Here is a 19693-nt window from a genome sequence, read left to right on the forward strand (position 1 = left end):
CGTGAGGGGTCCTGCGACGGCAGCGCCCTGGCGCGCCCGGTAGTGCTGCAGTCCCGAGCTCGTCAGGCGCCGCGTGTGCCCGTCTGGGGAGGGGGCTTCAGGGCGCGGCGACGCCCTCTTCATCATGGGGGGCTGGCTGCAGGGGCGTCACGGAATCGGTCCCAGACTGTAGGTGTTTCGCCCACCATCCAGTAGGTGGTTACGGCTGCACCTACCGGGAGCACCCGAAGCGCTCCGGCTACGCGTTCGCAGGCAGACGACTGGGTCAGCCTTCGCCACCCTGCTCCGGGTCGTCGTCCTCGTCGTGCCGTTCGTCCTCGAAGGCCTGCACGAGCTCTTGCGCTCGCTCGTCTCTGCCTGCGGTGTCGTTGTCGTCCAGGTCGTTCATCGCTTGGCCCAAGGCCCAGTCCGGCAGGTCCTCGGCTGGGTCGGGGTCATGGCCTGACGGTGTCGACATGTCGTTCACTCTGCGCTGCGCGCCCGCGACTGTCCATGGCCACGACCCCTAAGTGGCCCAACGCGTCCAGCCCGCGGGCGAACTGCTCCTACCAACCGCGTGCGCCGCGGCTGCAGCACACGGATGCTGGTGCCTCACTCCCGTAGGTTCGGGTTGGCCGGTTCAGCTCTCGGGGAGGCCGGAGTCGAGGCAGAGAGTGTTGCCCTCGCTGTCCTTGAACCAGGCCGCCTTACCCATCCCACCAAGGTCGGCGATGCCGTCTTCCCACTCCACGCCCGGCATGTCGTAGGTCTCGAGGGCGACTCCCTTGTCCTGCAGGGCACGCGCCTCGGCCACGACGTCGTTGACGTGGAACTGGGCGACCGTGTGACCGGCCTGCCCGGCATATTCGGTCTGGTAGACGCTGAACATCGTTCCGCCGTCGGTGCGGTAGATCAGCATCCCGCCGTCCTCTAGCTCGGCGGTCGGCTTCAGCCCGAGGGTGTCGGCATAGAACGATCGGGCCCGCGCGATATCGGCGGCGGGGATGTTGGCGGTGACGGTTGCACTGGTGAGCATGGGAATCCTCCTGTTGGGACTTCAGAATGGTGTTGCGTGAGAGCCGTGCGGCGCCGCTGGCGTGTGCCGCGCGACAGATGTGACTTTCGACCGGCTGGTCAGGTCACGGACGGTCGACTCATGGATGCCGGCGCCGTGCTGGCAGTGGCCTGTGTCGTGAGGCCCACCAGTTTGGTGAGTCTGGGACCACATCGCGATGGCTCTCTTTCCGCTCTACACCGTTCCTCGCGACGCCGCAGCCGAACCGCGAAGTTGCCTCGGAAGTACCTGCAGGTACATGAGCGAGCCTGTCCGACAGGCCCGTTCTGGGAACCCCCGGCGGTCACCAACCCGCGCGTCCCAAGCCGTTGACGGGTTCGAGGTGCGGCGGGACACTCGGAGCCTGGGCAAGGGAGGGTCTGATGTCGTGGAACCTGGCGGGTACCTACGTCGAAACCTGTTCGTGCGAGCTGATGTGCCCGTGCAACCTCTCCTTCGCCCACGGAGCCACCTACGACTTCTGTCGCGTGACTCTCGTCTTCAATATCCAAAAGGGTGCGGTCGACAGCACCGACGTCGCAGGATGCAAGGTTGCGCTGATAGCCGATACGCCGAAGGTGATGACCGACGGCAACTGGCGCGTCGGGGTTTTCGTCGACGACGGCGCCACCGACGCCCAGTTCGATCGACTTGTTCAGGTCTTCGGCGGGCAGCTCGGTGGACCCATGGCAGGGCTGGCCCCACTGATCGGTGAGATGTTGGGCGTTGAGCGTGCGCCGATCGACGTCGACGATGACGGGCTGCGCCACAGCGTTCGCATCGGCGACGTCATCGACTTCGAGATCGAGGACATCGTTCCGTTCGGGGTGGAGACCGGTGAGCCGGTGAAGTTCTCCGGGATGTTCCACCCGGCTGGTTCCGACCTGACGATGGCGGAGGCGAAGCGGTCGAGGATCAAGGCCTTCGGCATCGAGTACGAAGGAAAGACCGGACTGTCCAAGTCGGACTTCTCATGGACCGCCTGAGGGAATGAGCGACGTCGAGCCGCACGCTCCGTCCGCCCACGGAAATCTTCGTCCGGCGTTCGTGGCGAGCCGCGCTCACTGGGGGCTGGTCGTGGGCCTCTTCGCCCTGGCCGTCGCCGCCTGGTGGTGGACGGCCCAACTCATGCGCGGCATGGACAACGGGCCCTGGACCGGTCTCGGGACGTTCGGATGGTTCCTCGGCGTCTGGGTAGTCATGATGGCGGCGATGATGTTCCCATCCGTCGCTCCCACCATCGCGCTGTACTCGCGAATGAGCGGGGCGTCGTCACTGAGGCCATGGCTGTTCACCGGCGGTTATCTCCTGACATGGACTGGCTTCGGAGTCCTTGCCTTCGTGCTCGGGCTGGCTGCCAGCCAGGCAGCAGGAGGTGAGCTGTCATGGGGAGAGGTGGGGCGCCCAGCTGCTGGAGCAATACTGATCTTGGCCGCCGTCTACGAGTTGACACCGCTCAAGAACGTCTGCCTGGGCAAGTGCCGAAGCCCGCTCGGCACACTGCTGGGGTCGTGGCGTGACGGATGGCTTGGCGCCCTTCGCATGGGGGTGAAGAACGGCGCCTGGTGCGTTGGGTGCTGCTGGGCCCTGATGGCGTCATTGTTCGCGTTGGGCGTCATGAGCGTGGTCTGGATGGCCGTCGTCGCTGGGTTCATCGCCGCCGAGAAGATCCTGCCGTGGCGCCGAACAGCCACCTACGGCACGGCGCTCGTCCTCCTTGCCTTGGGCGTGCTCGTCCTCGTGGCACCGGATGGGCTACCCGGTCTCACCGTTCCGGGGTACGACTCACCCCCCGTGATGACACCGATGGAGCCCTGAACGGCAAGGGCTCCATCGAGCGCTTACCGGTTGCGAGAAAACGACGGGTCCGCTTCAGCGGACCTTGCGGGCCAGGAACGCCAACGCCCCTGCCAGAGCGACAATGCCAGCAATGCGCCCGAGGCTGAACGGAGATATCCCCACGAACGCTGCCACGGAGGTCCCCACGCCCTCGATCGGCTTGCTGGCCGAGGGCACCTCCTCGACGTACACGCCCGGACTCAGGTAGTGGCTCTGCGTGCCGCCCTTGCCCTTGTCCTTCTTGCCCATGGCGACCTCCCAGGCCAAGGATGCACCAGCAGGGACGGCGACGCAGCCAATCAGTCAGGCGGCTCCCGGCTCCGACTCGCCCGGCCACTTGGCCGCCCAGAGTTATGCCACTGTTCTGGCAGTTCGTCGGGCCGGCCGGCCAACACGGCTGGCCCGTCGCCTCGTGGTCGATAGTCACCGTCGCGCGCGAGCCGAAGGCGAACGAAAGTTGTGACCATTCACAATGGCACCCGACTGCGGCAGCCACACGACCGCGCCAGACAAGGGCTTGCTCTGGGCGAATGCGCGTGCTGCTCTCCACTCTGGCAAGCACGGCCGGGACCGGTCACTTTGTCCGTTGACCTCTGGTCACGCTGCTCGGGACCATGGCAGATGCCCAGAGGCGCTCGTGGACTGTCCCCACACTCGGCAGGATCCTGATGCTCTTCGTGTCGGGATGCGCGGTCGCCCACATCGATGCACCTCCCCGCTCGTCACCGACGGCTGCGAGTCCCAGCGCGTCGAGCTCGCCACGCGAGTCCCCGGCCACGACCCTGCTGCCAGCCAGACCACTCGACGACGCCACCGGAGACCGCACCTACGCCGCTCGTCCGAACCCCGATTGGGTGCTGATCCCCGGTGGCAGTGCCTGGGTCGCGAACGTCGACCAGGGCGTGGGCCGATACGACGCTCACCCCGGGATGCCGTTGGGCTCGGTGGGCCCCGGGCTGGACATCTGCACTGGCATGACGCACGGCTACGGGTCCTTGTGGGCCGTCGAATGCCTCTCCGAGCGGTTGTTCCGCTTCGACCTGAGGACCGGGAAGCAACTGAGCTCTATCCAGCCGCCCTTCGACGGCATCCCACAGGAAGGATCGCTCCAGGCCGGCGGCGACGGCGTCTACATCGTGGCAGCCGGAGGGTCGCAGATCGCCCGAGTCGACCCGGCCACCAACAAGGTCGCGGACCGGTTCCCCGTCCCAACCGGGGCTGCCGGGCGGCGATTCGGGTTCGGTTGGCTGTGGGTGACCAGTTCCTCGGGCGACAAGGTCACCCGCCTGGACCCGCGCGATGGCGCGTTCAAGCCACTCTCAGGACTGCGACCGCATCGGCGACGGGCGCGGGTGCGGCAGCGTCGATGCAGACTCCGAGGCCGTATGGATCTCAGCTCATGATGTCCTCGCCGTCTACCGGGTACCGATCCGGTAAGGCACCGTGAACGCGAGGCGCAGCCGATCCACAACGCTCGTCTGCACCCCTCACCGGCGTGTTCTCGAGCTGCAGTGGCCGACCGGGAAGAACGGCGCCCTATGGTCAGAAGCTTTGGGCCCACCGCGCTGGATAGCTCCGGCGCAGCGTTGCCTGCGTGGCGTCACACGGCGCCGAGTTGGCTGAGTTCGCGCCCTGGCGACCTGTCGACTCGCCGCCCTAGAGTCGGTGCCAGCCCGGACAGAACTCGCAGGAAGGCAGACCCATGAAGCTGTACATCTGCTGGAGCACCAACGGGAGTGCTCATCACGACTGCCACAAGGCGCATCAGGCCCTGATCGACGCTGGCTATAGCCCCGAAACAGTGAAGGCCAGGGGACAGGAACACTTGCCGAAGTTCCTGCAGTTCAAGGTCCGCCGCGAAGTTCATGCCTTGACGGGCTCGTTCTTTGTCCCGGTACTGGTGCTCGAAGACGGCACCGCCATCAACAAGCCGGACGAAATCGTGGCTTGGGCGCACGCTCACCCCGCCAGATCGCACACTCAGCTCCCGACAGGTGACGATGATTGACCCACACCAGCGCAAGCGGAACCCTCGATACCTGCAGCCGCCTCTGGCCCGACAACGACGAGCTAAAAGTGGATGAGTCGGCCGATACTCCGGGGACTGGAACGGCTCGGTGTCCTTATGCTGCCTGTAATGCCCCAGGTCTCTGACCTACACAGACGCGATGTTGACCATGTTGGGTGCGATGGCTCAACAGTGCTCTTTCGGGTCTGCGGAGCGACGTTGACGAGCCAGTAGTGAGGCGGTGGACGGCTTGCTGTGTCGAGCTGCAGGATTCGGATCCACAGGGAGCGAGACCGTGCCACCGTTGGAATGACACCGAGGGGGTGTCCCGCGACGCAGCTTTCCTGAACCAAGGTGGGCGGGAATCTCGGGCGGAGTGGAGTTCGCGGACGGGCGCTGCCATCGTGAGGGGTCTTGCGACGGCAGCGCCCTGGCGCGCCCGGTAGTTACTGCAGTCCCGAGCTCGTCAGGCGCCGCGTGTGCCCGTCTGGGGAGGGGCTTCAGGGCGCGGCGACGCCCCCTTCATGATGGTGGCGGGCCGATGAAGCGTCATGGGATTGGTCCGTGTGGCTGTGTGTGTCGCGGAAACCGCTGGTTGCCGGTGACGCCACGAGCACGGTTAGGCGGCCAAGGGCTCCCGCTCACTGTTGAGCAGGCCGGGGGCCGGGTGCTGACTGGCAATGCGTTGGGTGTGGACGCCCTCCGGCCGGCGAGGTTGCGATTTCGGGCTCAGCGTTGCCCTACGGCTCAACGCTGACCGTCGGGTCCAGGCGTCGAGCGAGAGGCGGCTCTTAACCGCCCCGACCTGGGCGCGGGGAAAGTTGCAGTTACCCCGGCTCGGTTCTCATGCGCCGAGGCGGTGGTCAGGACGCTGACGGCCGGCTCCGAATAAGTTCGGGACCGGTCAGGGCAGGTGTGACCAGGAGCCTGCGGCCGTGGGGGCAGGCGTCGTCAGTGTCGGGTCGGCGCTCGTGGCTGGTCGACGCCGGACGGGCTCGACATCGAGGGTTCCGGTGTCGATGACGGTCTGGGCGACGTCACGCAGCTTCCGGTTGGTGTTCTGGCTGGCGATCCGCAGCAGGTCGAAGGCCTGCTGGCTGGTGACCTTGTGCATGTTCATGAGTACCCCGATCGCGGTGCCGATCTGCCGGTTCGTCGACAGCGCCTGCTCCAGGTGGTACGCCCGCTCCCGATACTCAACCGACTCGATCGCCAAGGCACCGTGGGTCGCGAGCAGCAGCCCGACCGTCGCCGCGGCGTCGTCGAACGCATCGACTTGACGGGAGTAGATGTTCAACCCATACAGGGCGCCCGGGATGGCGGCCAGCCGGTAGGACAGCATGCTGCGCAGGCCCAGTCCGGCCACCTCCCGGCCGTACTCGGGCCACCGATCGTCGGTCAGCAGGTCCCGGGGCCGGTACATGCTGTCGGAGAGGATGGCGTCGACGCACGGGCCGGTCCCGAGCCGGTACTGCAGGTCATCGGCCTCACGCACCAACGCATCCGTGGCGGCGATGGTGCGGAAACGGTCGTGGCGCCTCTCCGTGATGCTGGCGCCGGAACTGCCCGGAATGCTTTCGATGGCCGTCTCGGTGATGGCCGAGAACGTCTCGGTCGCGTTCGGCCGGTTCAGACGGTGCCCCATGGTGGTGAACGCGTCAGCGACCGCACGCAGAGCCTGGACAAGGTCCGCGCCGCCCTGCTGCTCGTCGACCACAAGCCCAGCCCCGTCCCTGTTTGCAACCTCTTGGTCGTGTGGATTCCGTAGGCCCTGATCATCCCACGAAGTGGCTTGTCCGGCGCCGGACTGTCGACGCAACTACCCACCCGCCTAATCCCGCGGGCGACATCGGCGGACGCAGCAGCGGAGGCTAGCGGTCGCCAGACGCTCCGCATTGCCCCCGCCGAGATCGGAGGAGCCGCCCACTCACGGCTCGCTGCTCGTGAGGAATGACGTCACCGGCGGGCATAGAGCCCTGCGCATCACCACCTCGGCGGGTCACGCTGAGACGCCGAGGTCACGACATGCTGCGATGCTGGCTCGACAGCGAAGGGACGAGCACCAGGTTGATCGCACGGCTGCACGACAGTCGCGAGTTCGTCGGTGTCCTCGCCGTCCTGACCGCGTTGCGCCTCGGGGTGACGTCCGCCCGTCTCACCGAGGAGCCCGGCCGTTGCGATTCCACTCATCCTGGCCTGCGGTGTCGTTTGTCATCCGGGTCGTTCATCGCTTGGCCCAACGCTCACTCCGGCAGGTCCTGACCGCCGGAGTCGGGTTCGGGGTTTGAGGTTGTCCACATGTCGTTCACCGTGCGCTGCGCGCCCGCGACTGTTCATGGCCACGGCGCCAAGGAACCGGAGCTTGCAAGGGGGCGACCCGTGTCAAGGCCTCCCGCATCCCAGCCGCGGCACACTTCGGCCACGCCGCCACGAGCTTCTTCGACGACCCTGCACAGGGGCGTGGCCGGGTCGCAGTAGGCAAATGGCCCAGCTCGGCGGGCTTGGCTTGATCGACCTTCGGCTCCTTCGAGAGCTTCGTGAACTCGCCGAGACATGCTCGTAGGTACGGTTCTGCGCGACGGCGCCCATGTGCACCAGGATGAAGTGGTCCGCGAGGGCTTTGGTCTGGTCGCCGTTCTCGATCTTCTGGCCTGGTACTGCAGCAGCGCGTCCTTCTGCTCCTGGGCGTCCAGGGCTGCGGCTGCCGGCATGGTGATGGCTCGCCGGTGACCGGAATGTCCCGAATGGCCGAATGGCCGGCGTTCGTCGTCACCACCGACCGGTGGCTGCGCCGCGTCGCCTGAGCCGCCGTCAAGACCCGTCTGATGGATCACAGTCTGTAAGCGCTGAGCGTGCGATCGAATCGATCTCACTACGATGCGTAGTAGACGGGCGTTCCGTCGGTCCGAATGTTCCGCGCCGACTCTTCCCCGCCGGGGTCGTGGCAACCGGAGAAGTTAGCTGGAACGTAGCGAGAGGCTGAAATCATGGCGAGCGACAGGACGTTCAGGACCGTCAGGCTTCTGTCTCTGATCACCGCAGCCCTGGCCATGGCAGCCGGGGCCTGGACCTTTGCCGACCCCGGTCTGTTGCACGGTCCGGCGGCCATGCAGGGGTCGGCGCGAGGAACGGCCCTGGTTCTGATGGCCGTCGCTGTGCCGGTGCTGCTGATAGCCCTGTGGAGTGCCTCGCGGGGCTCTAGTGCGGCCCTTCTGCTAGCGGCAGGTGCCTTGCTGTACGTCCTCTACAACGCGCTGCTCTTTCTCTTTCTGACGCCCTTCAACGCCGCCTTTCTCCTCTACGTGGCGCTCTTGGGCTGTGCACTATGGTCTCTGGGGTACCTGGCCGCGAGCCGCCAGGTGTGGCAGGTTGCAGAGGTCATCGCCTTGCATGCCCCGGTGCGCGGTGTGGCGACCTACGTGTGGGTCATTGCTGGCCTGAACACCGCAGCGTGGCTCGCAAAGGTCATCCCGTCCCTGCGTCCGTTCCCGACCCCACTGTTGGAGGGCGCCGGCGTGCAGACCAACGTCATCTACATCCAAGACCTGGCGGTCTGGCTTCCGCTGGCTACCGTTTCAGCGTTGTGGTTGTGGCGGAGACAGGCTCGGGGTGCTGTGGTGGCTACGTCAGTGCTGGGTCTGTGGGTCATCGAGGGTGTGAGCGTCGCTGTCGACCAGTGGTTCGGGGTTCAAGCGGACCCCAGCTCGGACGTCGTGTCGCTCGGCTTGGTCGGTCCCTTCCTGGCACTCGCCGCGGTGGGTGTCGTGCCTCTCTGGGTCCTGCTTCGTTCAAAGGAAAGTTCCGCGCCGTGGCGGCCCCCAGTACTGGTACCTGATGAACTCGTCGACTCGGGCGCAACACCGGCGGCCGCAACAACGCAAGGCCCGGGATGAGCGACATGCACCCGACGAACGGGCGGCAGCGGCTCCACGGCGGAATGGGCTGAACAATGAGCAGACCTGCCCGTACCACAGTCTCGGATGTCGACGAGCAGCAGCGTCGAGAGGTGACCGCAGACATCGAGGCGGTGTGGCAGCGGATCCAGAGACACGCCGGCGAGAGCTTTCAGACCACGACGGGCCTCAGGTTCACCTACCGGGTGCTAGGCAACTACCTGCGGGTTGCCAGGAACGGGCGCGAGATCAACCGGTCCCTGTCACGGACGAACTTTGCCCGGGCACTCGAGTTGATGCCCGCGACTCAGCCGACCCAACTCAAGGCTCGGCAAGGCCCCTCGTACACCTGGGGCATCCTCATGGACCACCGCATCCGGCGAGGACGCTGGTGACCGCGACCGCGTTGCCGCCCCGGCAATCCGAGCTTGATGACCGTCAGGCCGGCGAAGTTCTTAGGCGCCATATGCACTTCGGCCATGGCGAGGTCGGTCAAGGTGATCTCGGCGCCCTCGACGACCCACGCGCCGGGTGGCGACCAGCGTCACGACGGGATGTCCAACCTGTGGCACGCCGTCTCGATCTGCGTCGACACGCGCGGGTCCATCGCGAGGGACAGTTGCCACACCGGCTCGGCCACGAGCGGTCCGCACTGCTCGGGGAGTAACCCGCCGACATTCATAGTGGAGGTGTACCTGACCATGATCGTCAGGTTCCTGGAGTTCAGGCAGGCGCGACCCGGGAAGAGGGTTCGACACTCTGGACGCAGGGCCGCCCTTCGTCGCCCGCCTGGGGTCACGTCGCCGCGGTCGAGGCACCTGGCCTCCGGTGCGACGTCCAAGTCTCTGTCAGCGCAACCAGTCTCCGGGGTTGCCGCCGCCGTCAACATAGCCCTGCCGGTACGCCAGGACTGCGACGAAGTGCAAGAGCAGCGCAGGGACCTCTGCGCCGTCCACCATGGCGGCCAACTCGACAATGTCGCCGCCCCGGCCGATGTGGTCGATCACGTCGCGGGCGAGCTGCTCATGCCGATCGAATTCCGGGTGACTCAGGGCAGCTCCCACCTTCTCGACACTACGAGTCCCGTCTGAGCCCCGTGCGCCAATGGCTAGGTTGTGCCGTCTCTCATACCGTCCCGCGCGCACGTCTTGCGACGTTGGCGATGCCACGCCCGCCACCGGCTGTCCCGATTCCATGCCCCGGGACATCGGGCCGACGGCGCGCGCCGCATGCTTCCTCCTGGGCCGACAAGCGAACAGCGAAGGACTCGAACGATCCCTGCGCTCGAGCGGCTGAGCGAGTGCTCGCGGGTGATCCGAGCCCGTCGCTCAGGTCCTCCGGACCGGTGTGCAGGGGCTCCCGGGTCCCCGACTGCACCGAGACGCACGGCGCTGGCATCTCGGAGCCACCGAGGGGCGCACCTACCAGGGAATCGCTGACATGCTGCGCTTGTCACCTCGGTGCGTTCGGGCAGCGATGTCACTGCCGACGCCAGAACTCAACTTCAGGCGAGCGGAGTGTCGTCCAGGGCATTGCAGAGGTCACCGGGAGTGTCGTAGATGGCGATGGCGCCTGCCTCCTTCAGCTCGTCGTCCCCGAAGCCTCCGGAGCGGACAGCGATCGCCGGCATCCCGGCTTTCTTGGCCGCCTGGACGTCCCACACCGAGTCGCCGACCATCACGCTCACCGCATCGGGGGACGCGCCCAGCTTCTTCAGCGCCACCTGGAGAAGGTCCGGCGCCGGCTTCGACGCCTCGACGTCGGCACTGGTGGTCCAGTCGTCGACGATCTCGCGGGCGTCGAGCTTGTCCAGGAAGACCTCGACGTGGTCTTGTTGACCGGAGCTGGCCAGGACCAACCGGTGGCCGCGGTCCTTGATGGCTAGGAGCAGGTCGCGCGCGCCGGGCAATGGCGCCATCTCCTCGAGGAGCGCGTCGACCTCCTTGCCTTGCCGCTCCCGGGCCTGCTCGCCCACACGCTGCTCGAGCTCCTCGCCGCCGACAGCGGTGAGGACGTGGTCGCCGCCCATGCCGATCAGTCGATGCAGCCGCCACACCGGGTGAGTTTCGCCTACCGACCGCAGTGCTCTGTACCAGGCGAGCGCGTGCTGGTAGTTGGAGTCGATGAGCGTCCCGTCGATGTCGACGACGGCGATCACGGGGTCGGTCATGCTCGCGAGGTACCCGCCATGCGGCTACCCAAACCCCCGTTCTCAGGTCACATTGACATCGCTGCAGAGCGGGTCATGGTTGTCGTGCGTACAAGCGCAGTGGGCCAGCCGACGGGGCGCCGCCGCCGCGACAGAGCCAGGTCTCTCTGGAGCGGCTATGGCGGCTTCACGAGGTTGGGAGCACGGCTAACGCAGGCGGGAGAACCGTCACTGCTCCTTCACTGCTTGCGCGTGCGCCTCCAGGTCGTCGAGAAAGCGCTCGGCGGCCGCGTCGTCGCCGGCGCCGGCCAGGTGAAAGACAGCTACGTCGACGACCGTCGAGCAGGCCCGAGCCCCGGCCTCCGTGTATGACGCAGCTTGTCGGGCGAACATCTGGGACAGTGCCGCGACCGGATCGACGCCGCAGACCAGCTGCTCGTGCAGGTCCGCGAAGTAGTCCGGGATGGGCATCTCGTCCACGAGCTCGCCCATCGCCAGCTGACGGAACGACTCATCGTCGGGACCGAGCGTGCTGTCGAGTCTCGCGATCGCCGCCGCCGTCTTCACCAGGAACGAAGCAAGTTCCTCAGAAGTCGCCATCGCTGTGCACCTTGCCCTTCATGACCCGCCCGGCCGGCTGTGGGGTCTCGTCAAGCTCCGCCGTTCGACGCCAAACAGGGAGGCGCCGACCGAGTCGCAATGTGAGCCGGCGCGCAGACTGAGGACGGCCCGCCAGCGGGTTGCGAGTTGCCCGCGAAAGAGAGTGGCCACACCCGCCCGAACCCTGCGAAATGCATGTACCCGAACTGAAGCCGTTGAGCGTCCACGAACGGGTGCCAGATCCTCTTGCTTACGCGCGGGCATGCCCGTGTTGGCCGGCCTGTCGTGTTGTCCTCGTCCACCGTCCCAGCCGTTCCCTCATGCCCCTTGGAGGCTAAGGTCGGCTGCAGTCGAAGCGGTTGGAGAGCCATGACGCCGGCACAGCACGAAGGGGTGACCTTCGAGACCATCTTGACCTCCCACGGGAACAACACCGGCATCGATGTGCCCGAGCACGTCATCGCGCAGCTCGGGCATGGAAAGCGCCCCTCGGTGCTGGTCATCGTCAACGGATACGAATACCGCAGCACGGTTGCCGTCATGGGCGGTCAGCACCTGGTCGGAGTCAGTGCTGCAATCCGCAAAGCGACCGGGCTCAACGGCGGCGACCCGATCACCGTGACGTTGCAGGTCGTGGAGACACCCCGTGAGGTCCACCTGCCGGCCGACTTCGCGGCCGCGATGGAGCAGCACGCTCCGGCCCGGCAGTTCTTCGACGGACTGCCCAACAGCATGCAGCGGTATCACGCCGACACCATCAACGCCGCCAAAGCCCCGGAGACCCGGCAGCGACGTATCGACAAGGCCGTCGCGCTCTTCATCGCAGGCAAGCCACGATGAGCTGGGATGTGCGTCTGGCTTGCAGACCCAGCGCCGCCCAGCGCGCTGCCTCCTTTCACTCCCGGTTGCCGCGAGAAGCGGTTGGGGCGGACGCGCTGGCTATCCTCCGATCATGAGCGACTTCGATCCACAAGCGGGGACGGCACCAGCCAGCGAGGTCGACTCCCTGCTGTCGGTGCTGGAACGCAACCGGCGGACCTTCGCCTGGAAGACATCAGGCTTGGGCGAGACGGGGCTGCGCGCGACCACGGCGGCCAGTGCCATGACGCTCGGCGGTCTCATCAAGCATGTGGCGCTCGTCGAAGCGGACTGGCTCGCCGTGAAGCTCGCCGGTCAGGAGTACGGAGCGCCATGGGACGCCGTCGACTTCGACGCCGACCCAGACTGGGAGTGGCGCACCGGCGCACTCGACTTTCCAGACGGCTTGTATGCGTTGTGGCGGGACGCCGTCGACCGGTCGCGCGCCGTGGTGGCCGAAGTCATCAAGGACCGCGGGCTCGACGGGCCCGCGTCGTTCACCTGGCCGGACGGTCGGACCCCGACGGTACGCGCCATGCTCCTGGACATGATCGAGGAGTATGCCCGCCACACGGGGCACGCCGACATACTGCGCGAGGCGGTGGACGGTCGCGTGGGTGAAGGTGCGCCGCCGGACTTCACCTTCTGACAACGTCCTCCTGCGCGCGAAGCTGTCCTCCCTTGGCGACGGCGTCATCAGTGGTTGTCCAAGCGGCGGATAGGGACCGGGGCGCTCTCGCGCTTGCGAGGAACGTCCGTCGCGAAATGACCTCAGTCCGGCAGTAGCGCCCCTCCCCTGACGACAGACCAACCGTCTCGTGCACAAGGACGGCGTCGGCAACGAACGTCTCGGTGCCTGCCGGCATGTCTCATAACGGTGGGCGGCCATCCCGCTATGAAAGGTGCATCGGGCCAGTGACGGAGTCCTCGAGCGGTAGCTGGCCGGTGTTCGCATCTCCCCCGGCGGTCGAACCTGATTTCCGCTCTCGGCTCGGCGCCCGCCAACGTCCTGGGTTTGTGGGTCGTCGCAACCGCGTGCCCGCTGGTCCCCTGTTGCCGGCGGGCGCCGGCACGCAGACGGGGCGTGCAGTCCGCCCTCGGGCGGTAACTCTGAGATCTGGGTCAGTAGTCCACGCCCTCCAGCGGAAGGTGATGGGCCGGAGGAGGGCCTCGTGCTCGGCTTGTCCCAGGACGACGTCGACGTCGGCGTTGAAGCGGTCGATGCCGTCGGCCACGCCCAGGAGCATCACGTAGAACGAGGATGCCGGAGTCGTCCACTTCAACAGCACCTCCGGACCCAGCGCCTCGCGCATGAGGCGGAGCCGGCTGAACCGGGTGCGATCTCCACGCCATGAGCCACCTTGGACCATCCACACGCCAACTTCCTCGAGCCAGCGGCATGATGCGGCGAGCTCCTCGTCAGTCAGCGCTCCGGTGTCGAGATGCACTCGCAGCCGGAAGCCTTGCGAATGTTGCAGATCGGCCAGCCGCTCGACTGATCGGACGAACGGGGAGTCGACGCGGCCAGCGAGCCTAGGACCGGTGCCGACGACGGCCAGTTCGGTGGCGCCGGCCGCGGACAGTCGAGACGCTTCCTCCACCCAGGCCCTCTCGCTCACCGGCGCATTGCAGAGGTCTGACCACCCAAGACCCGTCACGACATCCACCCCGCTGCCGGCCAGATGTTCGGCCGCCACGGGGACGTGCTCCGGTCGACACGTCACAGCAGCCAGACCGCGCTTCACGGCGAACCGGCAACCCGCTTTCAAGGCGTCCTCGTCAACTTCGGGAAGGTGAAGCCGATGGTCGAGGCTTTCGGCGACCTGTGCCAACGTCAGCTGACGGCGCCCGTTCTTGTCGAGCGCACACGCCATGGAGGCCCGCTGATCCCTCATCTCTCAACCTTCTCGTCGTCGAACAGGTTCAAGCCGTTACCCCGTCACGGAACGTAGTTCGCGTGAAGCGTTTGTATCATGCTGGGAATTTGCTGGGAGTCACGTTGCTAGAGGCGGCTGTGCCCAAGATCCAGTCGCGAAGCCGCCCGGGTCGGGCGGCGCGCCAGCAACCCGCCGACCCCCGGCGGCCAGTCAGCCGGGCGGGCTCATGGGATGGAGTGGCCGGCCACGTACTGCTCCCCGCACAGCGCGCGGCGGACGAGCGGTCCATCATCGCGGCACCCCTGAGATTTCGAAAGGCGGCGAGATTTTGAGCTGTGGCAAGGGGGTAAGGGGCAGCCGCCATTTGCCAAGGAGGGTTGCGATGTCCACTTCCACGACGGCGCAGGACCGGCCCATCAAGAGCATGATCCCCGCTCGTATGCATGACATGCCGTGGTCGCGCTTCCACTGGATGGTGATCTTCGGGCTCGGCACCGCCTGGATCCTGGACGGTCTGGAGGTGCAGATCGTCGCCGCCGGGGGGTTCGAGGAGACCCTCAGTATGAGCGCGACCCAAGTGGGCTTGGCGGGCACCATCTATCTCCTTGGCGAAGTGGCGGGCGCCCTGATCTTCGGCCGACTCACCGACACCCTGGGCCGTAAGAAGATGTTCACGCTGACCTTGGCCGTGTACCTGGTGGGCGCGGCACTGGCTGGTCTGGCGCCCAACATGGCGTTCTTCCTGGTATGCCGGTTCATCTCCGGCATGGGCATCGGCGGCGAGTACTCCGCCGTCAATTCAGCCATAGATGAACTGATCCCCGGTAAGCAGCGCGGTCGCGTCGACCTGGCGATCAACGGCACGTACTGGGCCGGTGCCGCTATCGGCGCCTTCGCGAGCTCCCTCCTGCTGGACACCGACCGGTTCAGCGTCGACGTCGGCTGGCGGATCGCCTTCTTCATCGGCCCCGTGCTCGGCCTCGGCATCATTCTCCTGCGCCGGCACATCCCCGAGAGCCCGCGATGGATGCTCATGCACGGCCGGGCCGAGGAAGCGGAGGAGATCGTCTCCCGGATCGAGGAGCAGGTCCGTGGCGCCGGCAAGCAACTCCCTCACCACGACGACTCTGACGCCCACTGGATCAAGGCCGGCACGGGGTTCAGCGGCAAGCAGCTGGCGTATGTCTTCTTCAAGCTCTACCCGACACGCACGGTGCTGGGCCTCACGCTGATGATCACCCAGAGCTTCCTCTACAACGCCATCTTCTTCACCTACGCCCTGGTGTTGAAGAACTTCTACGGGGTGAGCACCGCGAGCGCGGCGCTGTTCTTCTTTCCCTTCGCGGTCGGCAACCTCCTCGGCCCGATAGTGCTGGGTCCGCTGTTCGACACCGTCGGTCGTCGCAAGATGATCGGGGGCTGCTACGGGCTGAGCGGGATCGTTCTGGGCATCTCGGCCTTGCTGTTCAAGAGCGATGCCCTCAGCGCCGGCACCCACACGGCCTTCTGGTGCGTCGCGTTCTTCTTCGCCTCCGCCGGGGCCTCCGCGGGCTACCTCACTGTTTCCGAGATCTTCCCCCAGGAGGTCCGGGGGCAAGCGATCTCGTACTTCTTCTCGATCGCCCAGGTCGTCGGTGCTCTCGGCCCCGTGCTGTACGGCGCCCTCATTGGCGACGGCACGGACCGCAACCCGCTGTTCTTCGGCTACCTTCTGGCCACCGCCGTCATGCTGCTCGGCTCCCTCGTAGCAATGGTTTGGGGCGTCGACGCTGAAGGCAGGTCGTTGGAGGAGATCGCCCCGCCACTCACCGAATTCGACAAGGCTGGCAACCAGAAGATCCACCTCCCGGTCTGAGTGGCGTAACGCACGACAAGCCAAGGGACACCATGACCGATCAAGACAAGCCCTACACCGTCATTGTGGGCGTCAGCGCGACGTCGAACTCCCCCGCGGCCTTGGTGTGGGGCCGCGCTCAGGCCCAAGCCAACCGGGGGCGCCTGATCGCGGTGCGCGTCTACCAGATGCCCAACGTCCAGCCCGGGCCGTCCGGCGCGTCCTCCCGGATCATGCAGGACCCTGAAATCTCGCGAGCGGATCAGCACAGCCAGCTCCAGCGCGACGTCGCCTACGTGCTGGGTGACAACCACGGGGCCGAACTCCGCGTGCTGCACGGCAGTAAGCGCCGCTGCCTGCTACAGGAGGCCGAGCAGGCGGATCTGCTTGTGTTGGGTGCGCCGCGAACGGCGTCCATGAACCCGCTGCTCGCCCATGGGATTGTGTACGCCGCCACCTGCCCGGTTGTGGTGATGCCCCCGTCGGTCTCGGGCGCCCCCGAGTCCGCGCTGTCCCGCTCTGCCCGTGCCGTCGGCCGAGCCGCCCTGCGCTCGGCCGGCACCAGCGGCCGGCCCGGCTACCGACCGCCTCCGAGACCGGGCAACTAGCTGTACCCGGTCTCGAGGTTGGTGAAAGGCGGCTGACCGGCGGGAGACCTTTCAGGGCGGTGTGGCGTCGTCGTCGAGTGTTGTACTCGTGCAGCCAGAGGCCAAGGGTTGCGGCTCGCTCGTCGTTGCCGGTCAAGACCTGTCGGTGGGCCCACTCGGCGGCCAGGGCTGCGAGACGCCATGCGCGCTTCCCATTCGAACAGCCGCCGAGATCCCCTGGCCGCAGACAGCGCGTGCATGGTGGCCCACAACGCGAAACGAACACAACGTTAGGCAGCAACGCGCGGCATACGTGGGTAAAGAAGGCCACGAGATTCCGTTACGGACAACCCGTAACCACATCGCAAGGGCAGCGCATGGCACCGGAGAGCAGTTTCTGGCCGTCCCTGTGGCACCGTCTGCTGACGTGGGTCTGGCCGACTCGCCCCGCGCGGTGGCGCGACGTGCCGAGCCGCGTGCAACCCACGCTGGTCACGGTGTTCCGGCTCACGGCCGCTGCGGTGGTGGCATACGTGCTCTCCCAGCTCGTCACCCACGGCACCCTCGACCTGACCGGGCCCCTGACGGCGCTGCTGGTCGTGCAGGCGTCCGCCTTCTCGACGATCAAGATGGGCGCCGTCCGTGTGGGTGCGGTGCTTGCGGGCATCCTGGTGGCGACCCTGCTCTCGACCTGGAGCGGCCTGACGTGGTGGAGCCTGGCCGCCGCCATCGCGGCGTCCCTGCTGCTGGCGAAGGTGCTGCGCCTGGGTGAGCAGGCGCTCGAGACCCCCATCAGCGCCATGCTGATCCTCGGCGTGAGCAACCACGACATCGCCGCCGAGACGCGCATCGTCAACACCCTCATCGGCGCAGCGGTCGGGGTCACCTTCAGCGTCGTCTACCCGCCGGCCATGCCGATCGCGTCCGCGCGGCAGGCGCTGTTGCGCGTCGTCGAGGCCGCGGCATCGGCCCTCGACGCGGCGGCGGACGCCCTCGAGGCGGGCCCGGTGACCCGGGAGCAGGTCGGACAGTGGATCGACCGCGTCCGCTCGGCGAACCGTGAGGTCGCCCGGGCCACCGCGACGATCAGCCTGCTCAGGGACAGCCGGCGGTTCAACCCGCGGGCGCTCGGCACCGTCGACGTCGAGCCGGTGCTCTCATCGGCGCTCGAGACCTTCGAGCACTGCCTGATGGCCATCCGGGCCCTGTTCACGGTCCTCCTGGCCGAGCTGCCGCCGGAGGGCGCTCCCGAGGACCCGTACGGCCAGGAGCTGCGCTCGGCCTTCGGGGTCGTGCTGCACGACACGGCCGACTGCCTGCGCGCCTTCGGCAGCCTCGTCCTCGCCGAGTCGGAGGGCCGTGAGCAGGACACCGAACAGGCCCTTGCCGAGAGCCTGGACATCCTCCGAGAGACCGAGGCCATCCTCACGGAGCTGATCCTCGTCCGGGCCCGCGAGGACACCTCGTCGTGGCTGCTGCGAGGCTCGATCCTCGCTGCCGTCGACCACGTCCTTTCGCGGCTCAACCTCGAGGACCGCGCCCGGGTTCACCAGCAGTGGAAGGAGGAGCAGCAGCGGCGACCGCTCGCCCAGCTGCCGAGGATCGTCCACGATGTCCTCCCGCATCCGGACCGTCCCTACCCGCGCGGTTTTGCGGGCGCTGGGACAGCGTCGGCACCCCCGCGACGACACCGAGCACCGGGCCCACGCCACGGCGACTGACGTCGGCGACAGGCGACACGGGCCCGGACAGGTCCGACACCTCCACGACACCTGGTTCCGAGCCGTGCACCCGGCGGCCCATCACGATCGCAAGAACTGAGACGGACAGCGCACATCAGGCGCGATGCGGTCGTGGCCCATCACGAGGACAGCGTGCGCCACCCAAAGCACACCTCAACCGTCCGGGTCTCCAGGAACGCGGGTCAACGGCCACAAACCCGGGCAGGCCTCGGCATTCGGTCATTTCGAAGACAAAGAACTTCGAAACCGAAAGAATCCCTGTAACGGCGCGCGGCGTCCCTACACCCCTGCAGTCGGGCTCTGTCTCGCCGTTGCTCCCCGCCGTCACGGCCCCATCACAGGCAGCGGGGCGCTGGGCGCTGTCGTCGAACCCCACCCCGACGGCGGCGCCCGACCCGGTCGCCCGAGATCGGCGCTGGCGCGTCTGACTTCGGAGTCGGCCATTTCGCACCCCGGCTGCTGAAGTCACAGTGGCACGCCGCTCGGAAACGTGTACCGGAAGGTGCGGATTCACAGGTTGGTCCCAGATTCCTGACGACATCTCGCGGCCTCAACCTGGCCAGCGGCCGGGCCACGTGGCGACGAACGCCCGAAACCAGCATTGCCTGGCTACTGCGCCGCCTTGGAGAAGCCGTCGATGGCCATCGTCTGCCCGCTGATGGACTTCGTCGTTGAGGCGAGGAAGAGCGAGCGCGGCGATGTCCTCGGCGTCCACGAACCGCTTGTACCCCCAAGGCGTCCGCGATCACCTCCTCGAGAGTGCGACCGGTGCTTTCGGCCCGCCAAGCCAGGACACGCTGGATCCGCTGACCCGACACGGCGCCCGGCGCGATGGCGTTGACCCGAATGCCGTCACCGCCCGAGTTCGAGGGCCAAGGTCTCGGTGAGCGCGACGATGCCTTCGTTTCGTCGTCGCGTAGGGCGAGCGTTCGGGGTAGCCGACAGTCAGGGCGGCTGAGCAACGAGGCGAGCACCGTGAGGACGAGAACGCCCACGATGACGGTCAGGGACAAGGCGGTCGTGATCTCGACGACGCTGACGGGCCGTCCGCCGTTGATGAACGGGACGTTGTTCTCGTGCAGGGCGTGCAGGGCGTGCTTGACCCCGATGAAGGCGAGGATCGCGGCCAGCCCGAAGGAGAGGTCGATGAGGAAGAACAGCTGGCGCAGCCCGAGCAGCGAGAACGCCGTGGAAGACGATGTACGTGTTCTGGGTCAGCCCGAAGATCGCCGGTATCGAATCGAGCGCGAAGAGGACGTCGGTGGGCGCCGAT

The 19693-nt window shown here is 67.0% G+C and carries 19 protein-coding genes and 1 pseudogene; 11 read left to right on the plus strand and 9 right to left on the minus strand.

What is annotated here, in order from left to right; all coding sequences use genetic code 11:
* Positions 1 to 265 precede the first annotated feature (265 nt).
* A complete protein-coding gene (locus AC3WRT_RS14550) occupies positions 266 to 457 on the minus strand; it encodes a hypothetical protein (protein ID WP_492723070.1) in 192 nt (63 codons plus the stop codon).
* Positions 458 to 619: 162 nt separating this feature from the next.
* Positions 620 to 1015 carry a VOC family protein gene (locus AC3WRT_RS14555; RefSeq protein ID WP_492723071.1) on the minus strand — a complete coding sequence of 132 codons (396 nt, stop codon included), beginning with the start codon at positions 1013 to 1015 and terminating at the stop codon, positions 620 to 622.
* Between the two features lie 401 nt (positions 1016 to 1416).
* Between AC3WRT_RS14555 and AC3WRT_RS14560 the strand changes: the two genes are divergently transcribed.
* Both AC3WRT_RS14560 and AC3WRT_RS14565 read left to right on the plus strand, forming a co-directional pair.
* Entirely contained in the window at positions 1417 to 2019 is a 603-nt protein-coding gene (locus tag AC3WRT_RS14560; RefSeq protein WP_492723073.1) for a DUF1326 domain-containing protein, read from the plus strand.
* A 4-nt stretch (positions 2020 to 2023) separates the two neighbouring features.
* Entirely contained in the window at positions 2024 to 2851 is an 828-nt protein-coding gene (locus AC3WRT_RS14565; protein WP_492723075.1) for a DUF2182 domain-containing protein, read from the plus strand.
* A gap of 54 nt (positions 2852 to 2905) precedes the next feature.
* Here AC3WRT_RS14565 and AC3WRT_RS14570 read toward each other — a convergent pair whose 3' ends face one another.
* Positions 2906 to 3121: a hypothetical protein gene (locus AC3WRT_RS14570; RefSeq protein ID WP_492723077.1), complete on the minus strand. Its 216-nt coding sequence runs from the start codon at positions 3119 to 3121 to the stop codon at positions 2906 to 2908.
* 419 nt (positions 3122 to 3540) lie between these two features.
* On the opposite strand from AC3WRT_RS14570, the gene AC3WRT_RS14575 reads away from it, so the two are divergent.
* The gene (locus AC3WRT_RS14575; RefSeq protein ID WP_492723079.1) at positions 3541 to 4275 is read left to right on the plus strand and encodes an NHL repeat-containing protein; all 735 of its coding nucleotides are present in this window, start codon (positions 3541 to 3543) and stop codon (positions 4273 to 4275) included.
* A 299-nt stretch (positions 4276 to 4574) separates the two neighbouring features.
* Positions 4575 to 4880, plus strand: coding sequence for a hypothetical protein (locus AC3WRT_RS14580; RefSeq protein WP_492723081.1), 306 nt, complete (start codon positions 4575 to 4577; stop codon positions 4878 to 4880).
* Positions 4881 to 5784: 904 nt separating this feature from the next.
* Here the strand turns inward: AC3WRT_RS14580 and AC3WRT_RS14585 are convergent.
* Positions 5785 to 6597, minus strand: a complete 813-nt coding sequence (locus AC3WRT_RS14585) for an ANTAR domain-containing protein (RefSeq protein ID WP_492723083.1) — start codon at positions 6595 to 6597, stop codon at positions 5785 to 5787.
* Between the two features lie 1270 nt (positions 6598 to 7867).
* Here AC3WRT_RS14585 and AC3WRT_RS14590 point away from each other — a divergent pair.
* Positions 7868 to 8773 (plus strand): hypothetical protein, encoded by a 906-nt coding sequence (locus AC3WRT_RS14590; RefSeq protein ID WP_492723085.1) that lies wholly within the window; start codon positions 7868 to 7870, stop codon positions 8771 to 8773.
* A 113-nt stretch (positions 8774 to 8886) separates the two neighbouring features.
* Entirely contained in the window at positions 8887 to 9168 is a 282-nt protein-coding gene (locus AC3WRT_RS14595; RefSeq protein WP_492723087.1) for a hypothetical protein, read from the plus strand.
* 453 nt (positions 9169 to 9621) lie between these two features.
* On the opposite strand, the gene AC3WRT_RS14600 is transcribed toward AC3WRT_RS14595, so the two are convergent.
* The 3 genes from AC3WRT_RS14600 to AC3WRT_RS14610 form a co-directional block, all read right to left on the minus strand.
* Positions 9622 to 9837 (minus strand): hypothetical protein, encoded by a 216-nt coding sequence (locus AC3WRT_RS14600; RefSeq protein WP_492723089.1) that lies wholly within the window; start codon positions 9835 to 9837, stop codon positions 9622 to 9624.
* A 440-nt stretch (positions 9838 to 10277) separates the two neighbouring features.
* Positions 10278 to 10943 (minus strand): HAD family hydrolase, encoded by a 666-nt coding sequence (locus tag AC3WRT_RS14605; RefSeq protein ID WP_492723091.1) that lies wholly within the window; start codon positions 10941 to 10943, stop codon positions 10278 to 10280.
* Positions 10944 to 11150: 207 nt separating this feature from the next.
* Entirely contained in the window at positions 11151 to 11522 is a 372-nt protein-coding gene (locus tag AC3WRT_RS14610; RefSeq protein ID WP_492723093.1) for a hypothetical protein, read from the minus strand.
* Positions 11523 to 11915: 393 nt separating this feature from the next.
* On the opposite strand from AC3WRT_RS14610, the gene AC3WRT_RS14615 reads away from it, so the two are divergent.
* Both AC3WRT_RS14615 and AC3WRT_RS14620 read left to right on the plus strand, forming a co-directional pair.
* Positions 11916 to 12362 carry a YdeI/OmpD-associated family protein gene (locus AC3WRT_RS14615; protein WP_492723095.1) on the plus strand — a complete coding sequence of 149 codons (447 nt, stop codon included), beginning with the start codon at positions 11916 to 11918 and terminating at the stop codon, positions 12360 to 12362.
* A gap of 112 nt (positions 12363 to 12474) precedes the next feature.
* A complete protein-coding gene (locus AC3WRT_RS14620; protein ID WP_492723097.1) occupies positions 12475 to 13029 on the plus strand; it encodes a DinB family protein in 555 nt (184 codons plus the stop codon).
* A gap of 244 nt (positions 13030 to 13273) precedes the next feature.
* Here the strand turns inward: AC3WRT_RS14620 and AC3WRT_RS14625 are convergent, their stop codons facing one another.
* On the minus strand, positions 13274 to 14275 hold the full coding sequence (locus AC3WRT_RS14625) for a hypothetical protein (RefSeq protein WP_492723099.1): 1002 nt from the start codon (positions 14273 to 14275) through the stop codon (positions 13274 to 13276).
* A 364-nt stretch (positions 14276 to 14639) separates the two neighbouring features.
* Between AC3WRT_RS14625 and AC3WRT_RS14630 the strand changes: the two genes are divergently transcribed.
* The 3 genes from AC3WRT_RS14630 (at position 14640) to AC3WRT_RS14640 (ending at position 18399) form a co-directional block, all read left to right on the plus strand.
* On the plus strand, positions 14640 to 16112 hold the full coding sequence (locus AC3WRT_RS14630; protein ID WP_492723100.1) for an MFS transporter: 1473 nt from the start codon (positions 14640 to 14642) through the stop codon (positions 16110 to 16112).
* 32 nt (positions 16113 to 16144) lie between these two features.
* Positions 16145 to 16699 carry a universal stress protein gene (locus AC3WRT_RS14635; RefSeq protein ID WP_492723102.1) on the plus strand — a complete coding sequence of 185 codons (555 nt, stop codon included), beginning with the start codon at positions 16145 to 16147 and terminating at the stop codon, positions 16697 to 16699.
* A 356-nt stretch (positions 16700 to 17055) separates the two neighbouring features.
* Entirely contained in the window at positions 17056 to 18399 is a 1344-nt protein-coding gene (locus AC3WRT_RS14640) for an FUSC family protein (RefSeq protein ID WP_492723104.1), read from the plus strand.
* A 974-nt stretch (positions 18400 to 19373) separates the two neighbouring features.
* On the opposite strand, the pseudogene AC3WRT_RS14645 reads toward AC3WRT_RS14640, so the two are convergent.
* Positions 19374 to 19693: pseudogene (locus AC3WRT_RS14645) on the minus strand (TerC family protein); the annotation flags it as partial.

It is taken from the genome of Terrabacter sp. FW104-15G4B, assembly GCF_058790095.1.

Coding starts and splice junctions, on each gene's coding strand:
- AC3WRT_RS14605 (WP_492723091.1), bottom strand. CDS start 10,943: ATGACCGACCCCGTGATCGCCGTCGTCGACATCGACGGGACGCTCATC.
- AC3WRT_RS14555 (WP_492723071.1), bottom strand. CDS start 1,015: ATGCTCACCAGTGCAACCGTCACCGCCAACATCCCCGCCGCCGATATC.
- AC3WRT_RS14580 (WP_492723081.1), top strand. CDS start 4,575: ATGAAGCTGTACATCTGCTGGAGCACCAACGGGAGTGCTCATCACGAC.
- AC3WRT_RS14550 (WP_492723070.1), bottom strand. CDS start 457: ATGTCGACACCGTCAGGCCATGACCCCGACCCAGCCGAGGACCTGCCG.
- AC3WRT_RS14565 (WP_492723075.1), top strand. CDS start 2,024: ATGAGCGACGTCGAGCCGCACGCTCCGTCCGCCCACGGAAATCTTCGT.
- AC3WRT_RS14625 (WP_492723099.1), bottom strand. CDS start 14,275: ATGAGGGATCAGCGGGCCTCCATGGCGTGTGCGCTCGACAAGAACGGG.
- AC3WRT_RS14620 (WP_492723097.1), top strand. CDS start 12,475: ATGAGCGACTTCGATCCACAAGCGGGGACGGCACCAGCCAGCGAGGTC.
- AC3WRT_RS14635 (WP_492723102.1), top strand. CDS start 16,145: ATGACCGATCAAGACAAGCCCTACACCGTCATTGTGGGCGTCAGCGCG.
- AC3WRT_RS14640 (WP_492723104.1), top strand. CDS start 17,056: ATGGCACCGGAGAGCAGTTTCTGGCCGTCCCTGTGGCACCGTCTGCTG.
- AC3WRT_RS14575 (WP_492723079.1), top strand. CDS start 3,541: ATGCTCTTCGTGTCGGGATGCGCGGTCGCCCACATCGATGCACCTCCC.
- AC3WRT_RS14560 (WP_492723073.1), top strand. CDS start 1,417: ATGTCGTGGAACCTGGCGGGTACCTACGTCGAAACCTGTTCGTGCGAG.
- AC3WRT_RS14630 (WP_492723100.1), top strand. CDS start 14,640: ATGTCCACTTCCACGACGGCGCAGGACCGGCCCATCAAGAGCATGATC.
- AC3WRT_RS14590 (WP_492723085.1), top strand. CDS start 7,868: ATGGCGAGCGACAGGACGTTCAGGACCGTCAGGCTTCTGTCTCTGATC.
- AC3WRT_RS14570 (WP_492723077.1), bottom strand. CDS start 3,121: ATGGGCAAGAAGGACAAGGGCAAGGGCGGCACGCAGAGCCACTACCTG.
- AC3WRT_RS14610 (WP_492723093.1), bottom strand. CDS start 11,522: ATGGCGACTTCTGAGGAACTTGCTTCGTTCCTGGTGAAGACGGCGGCG.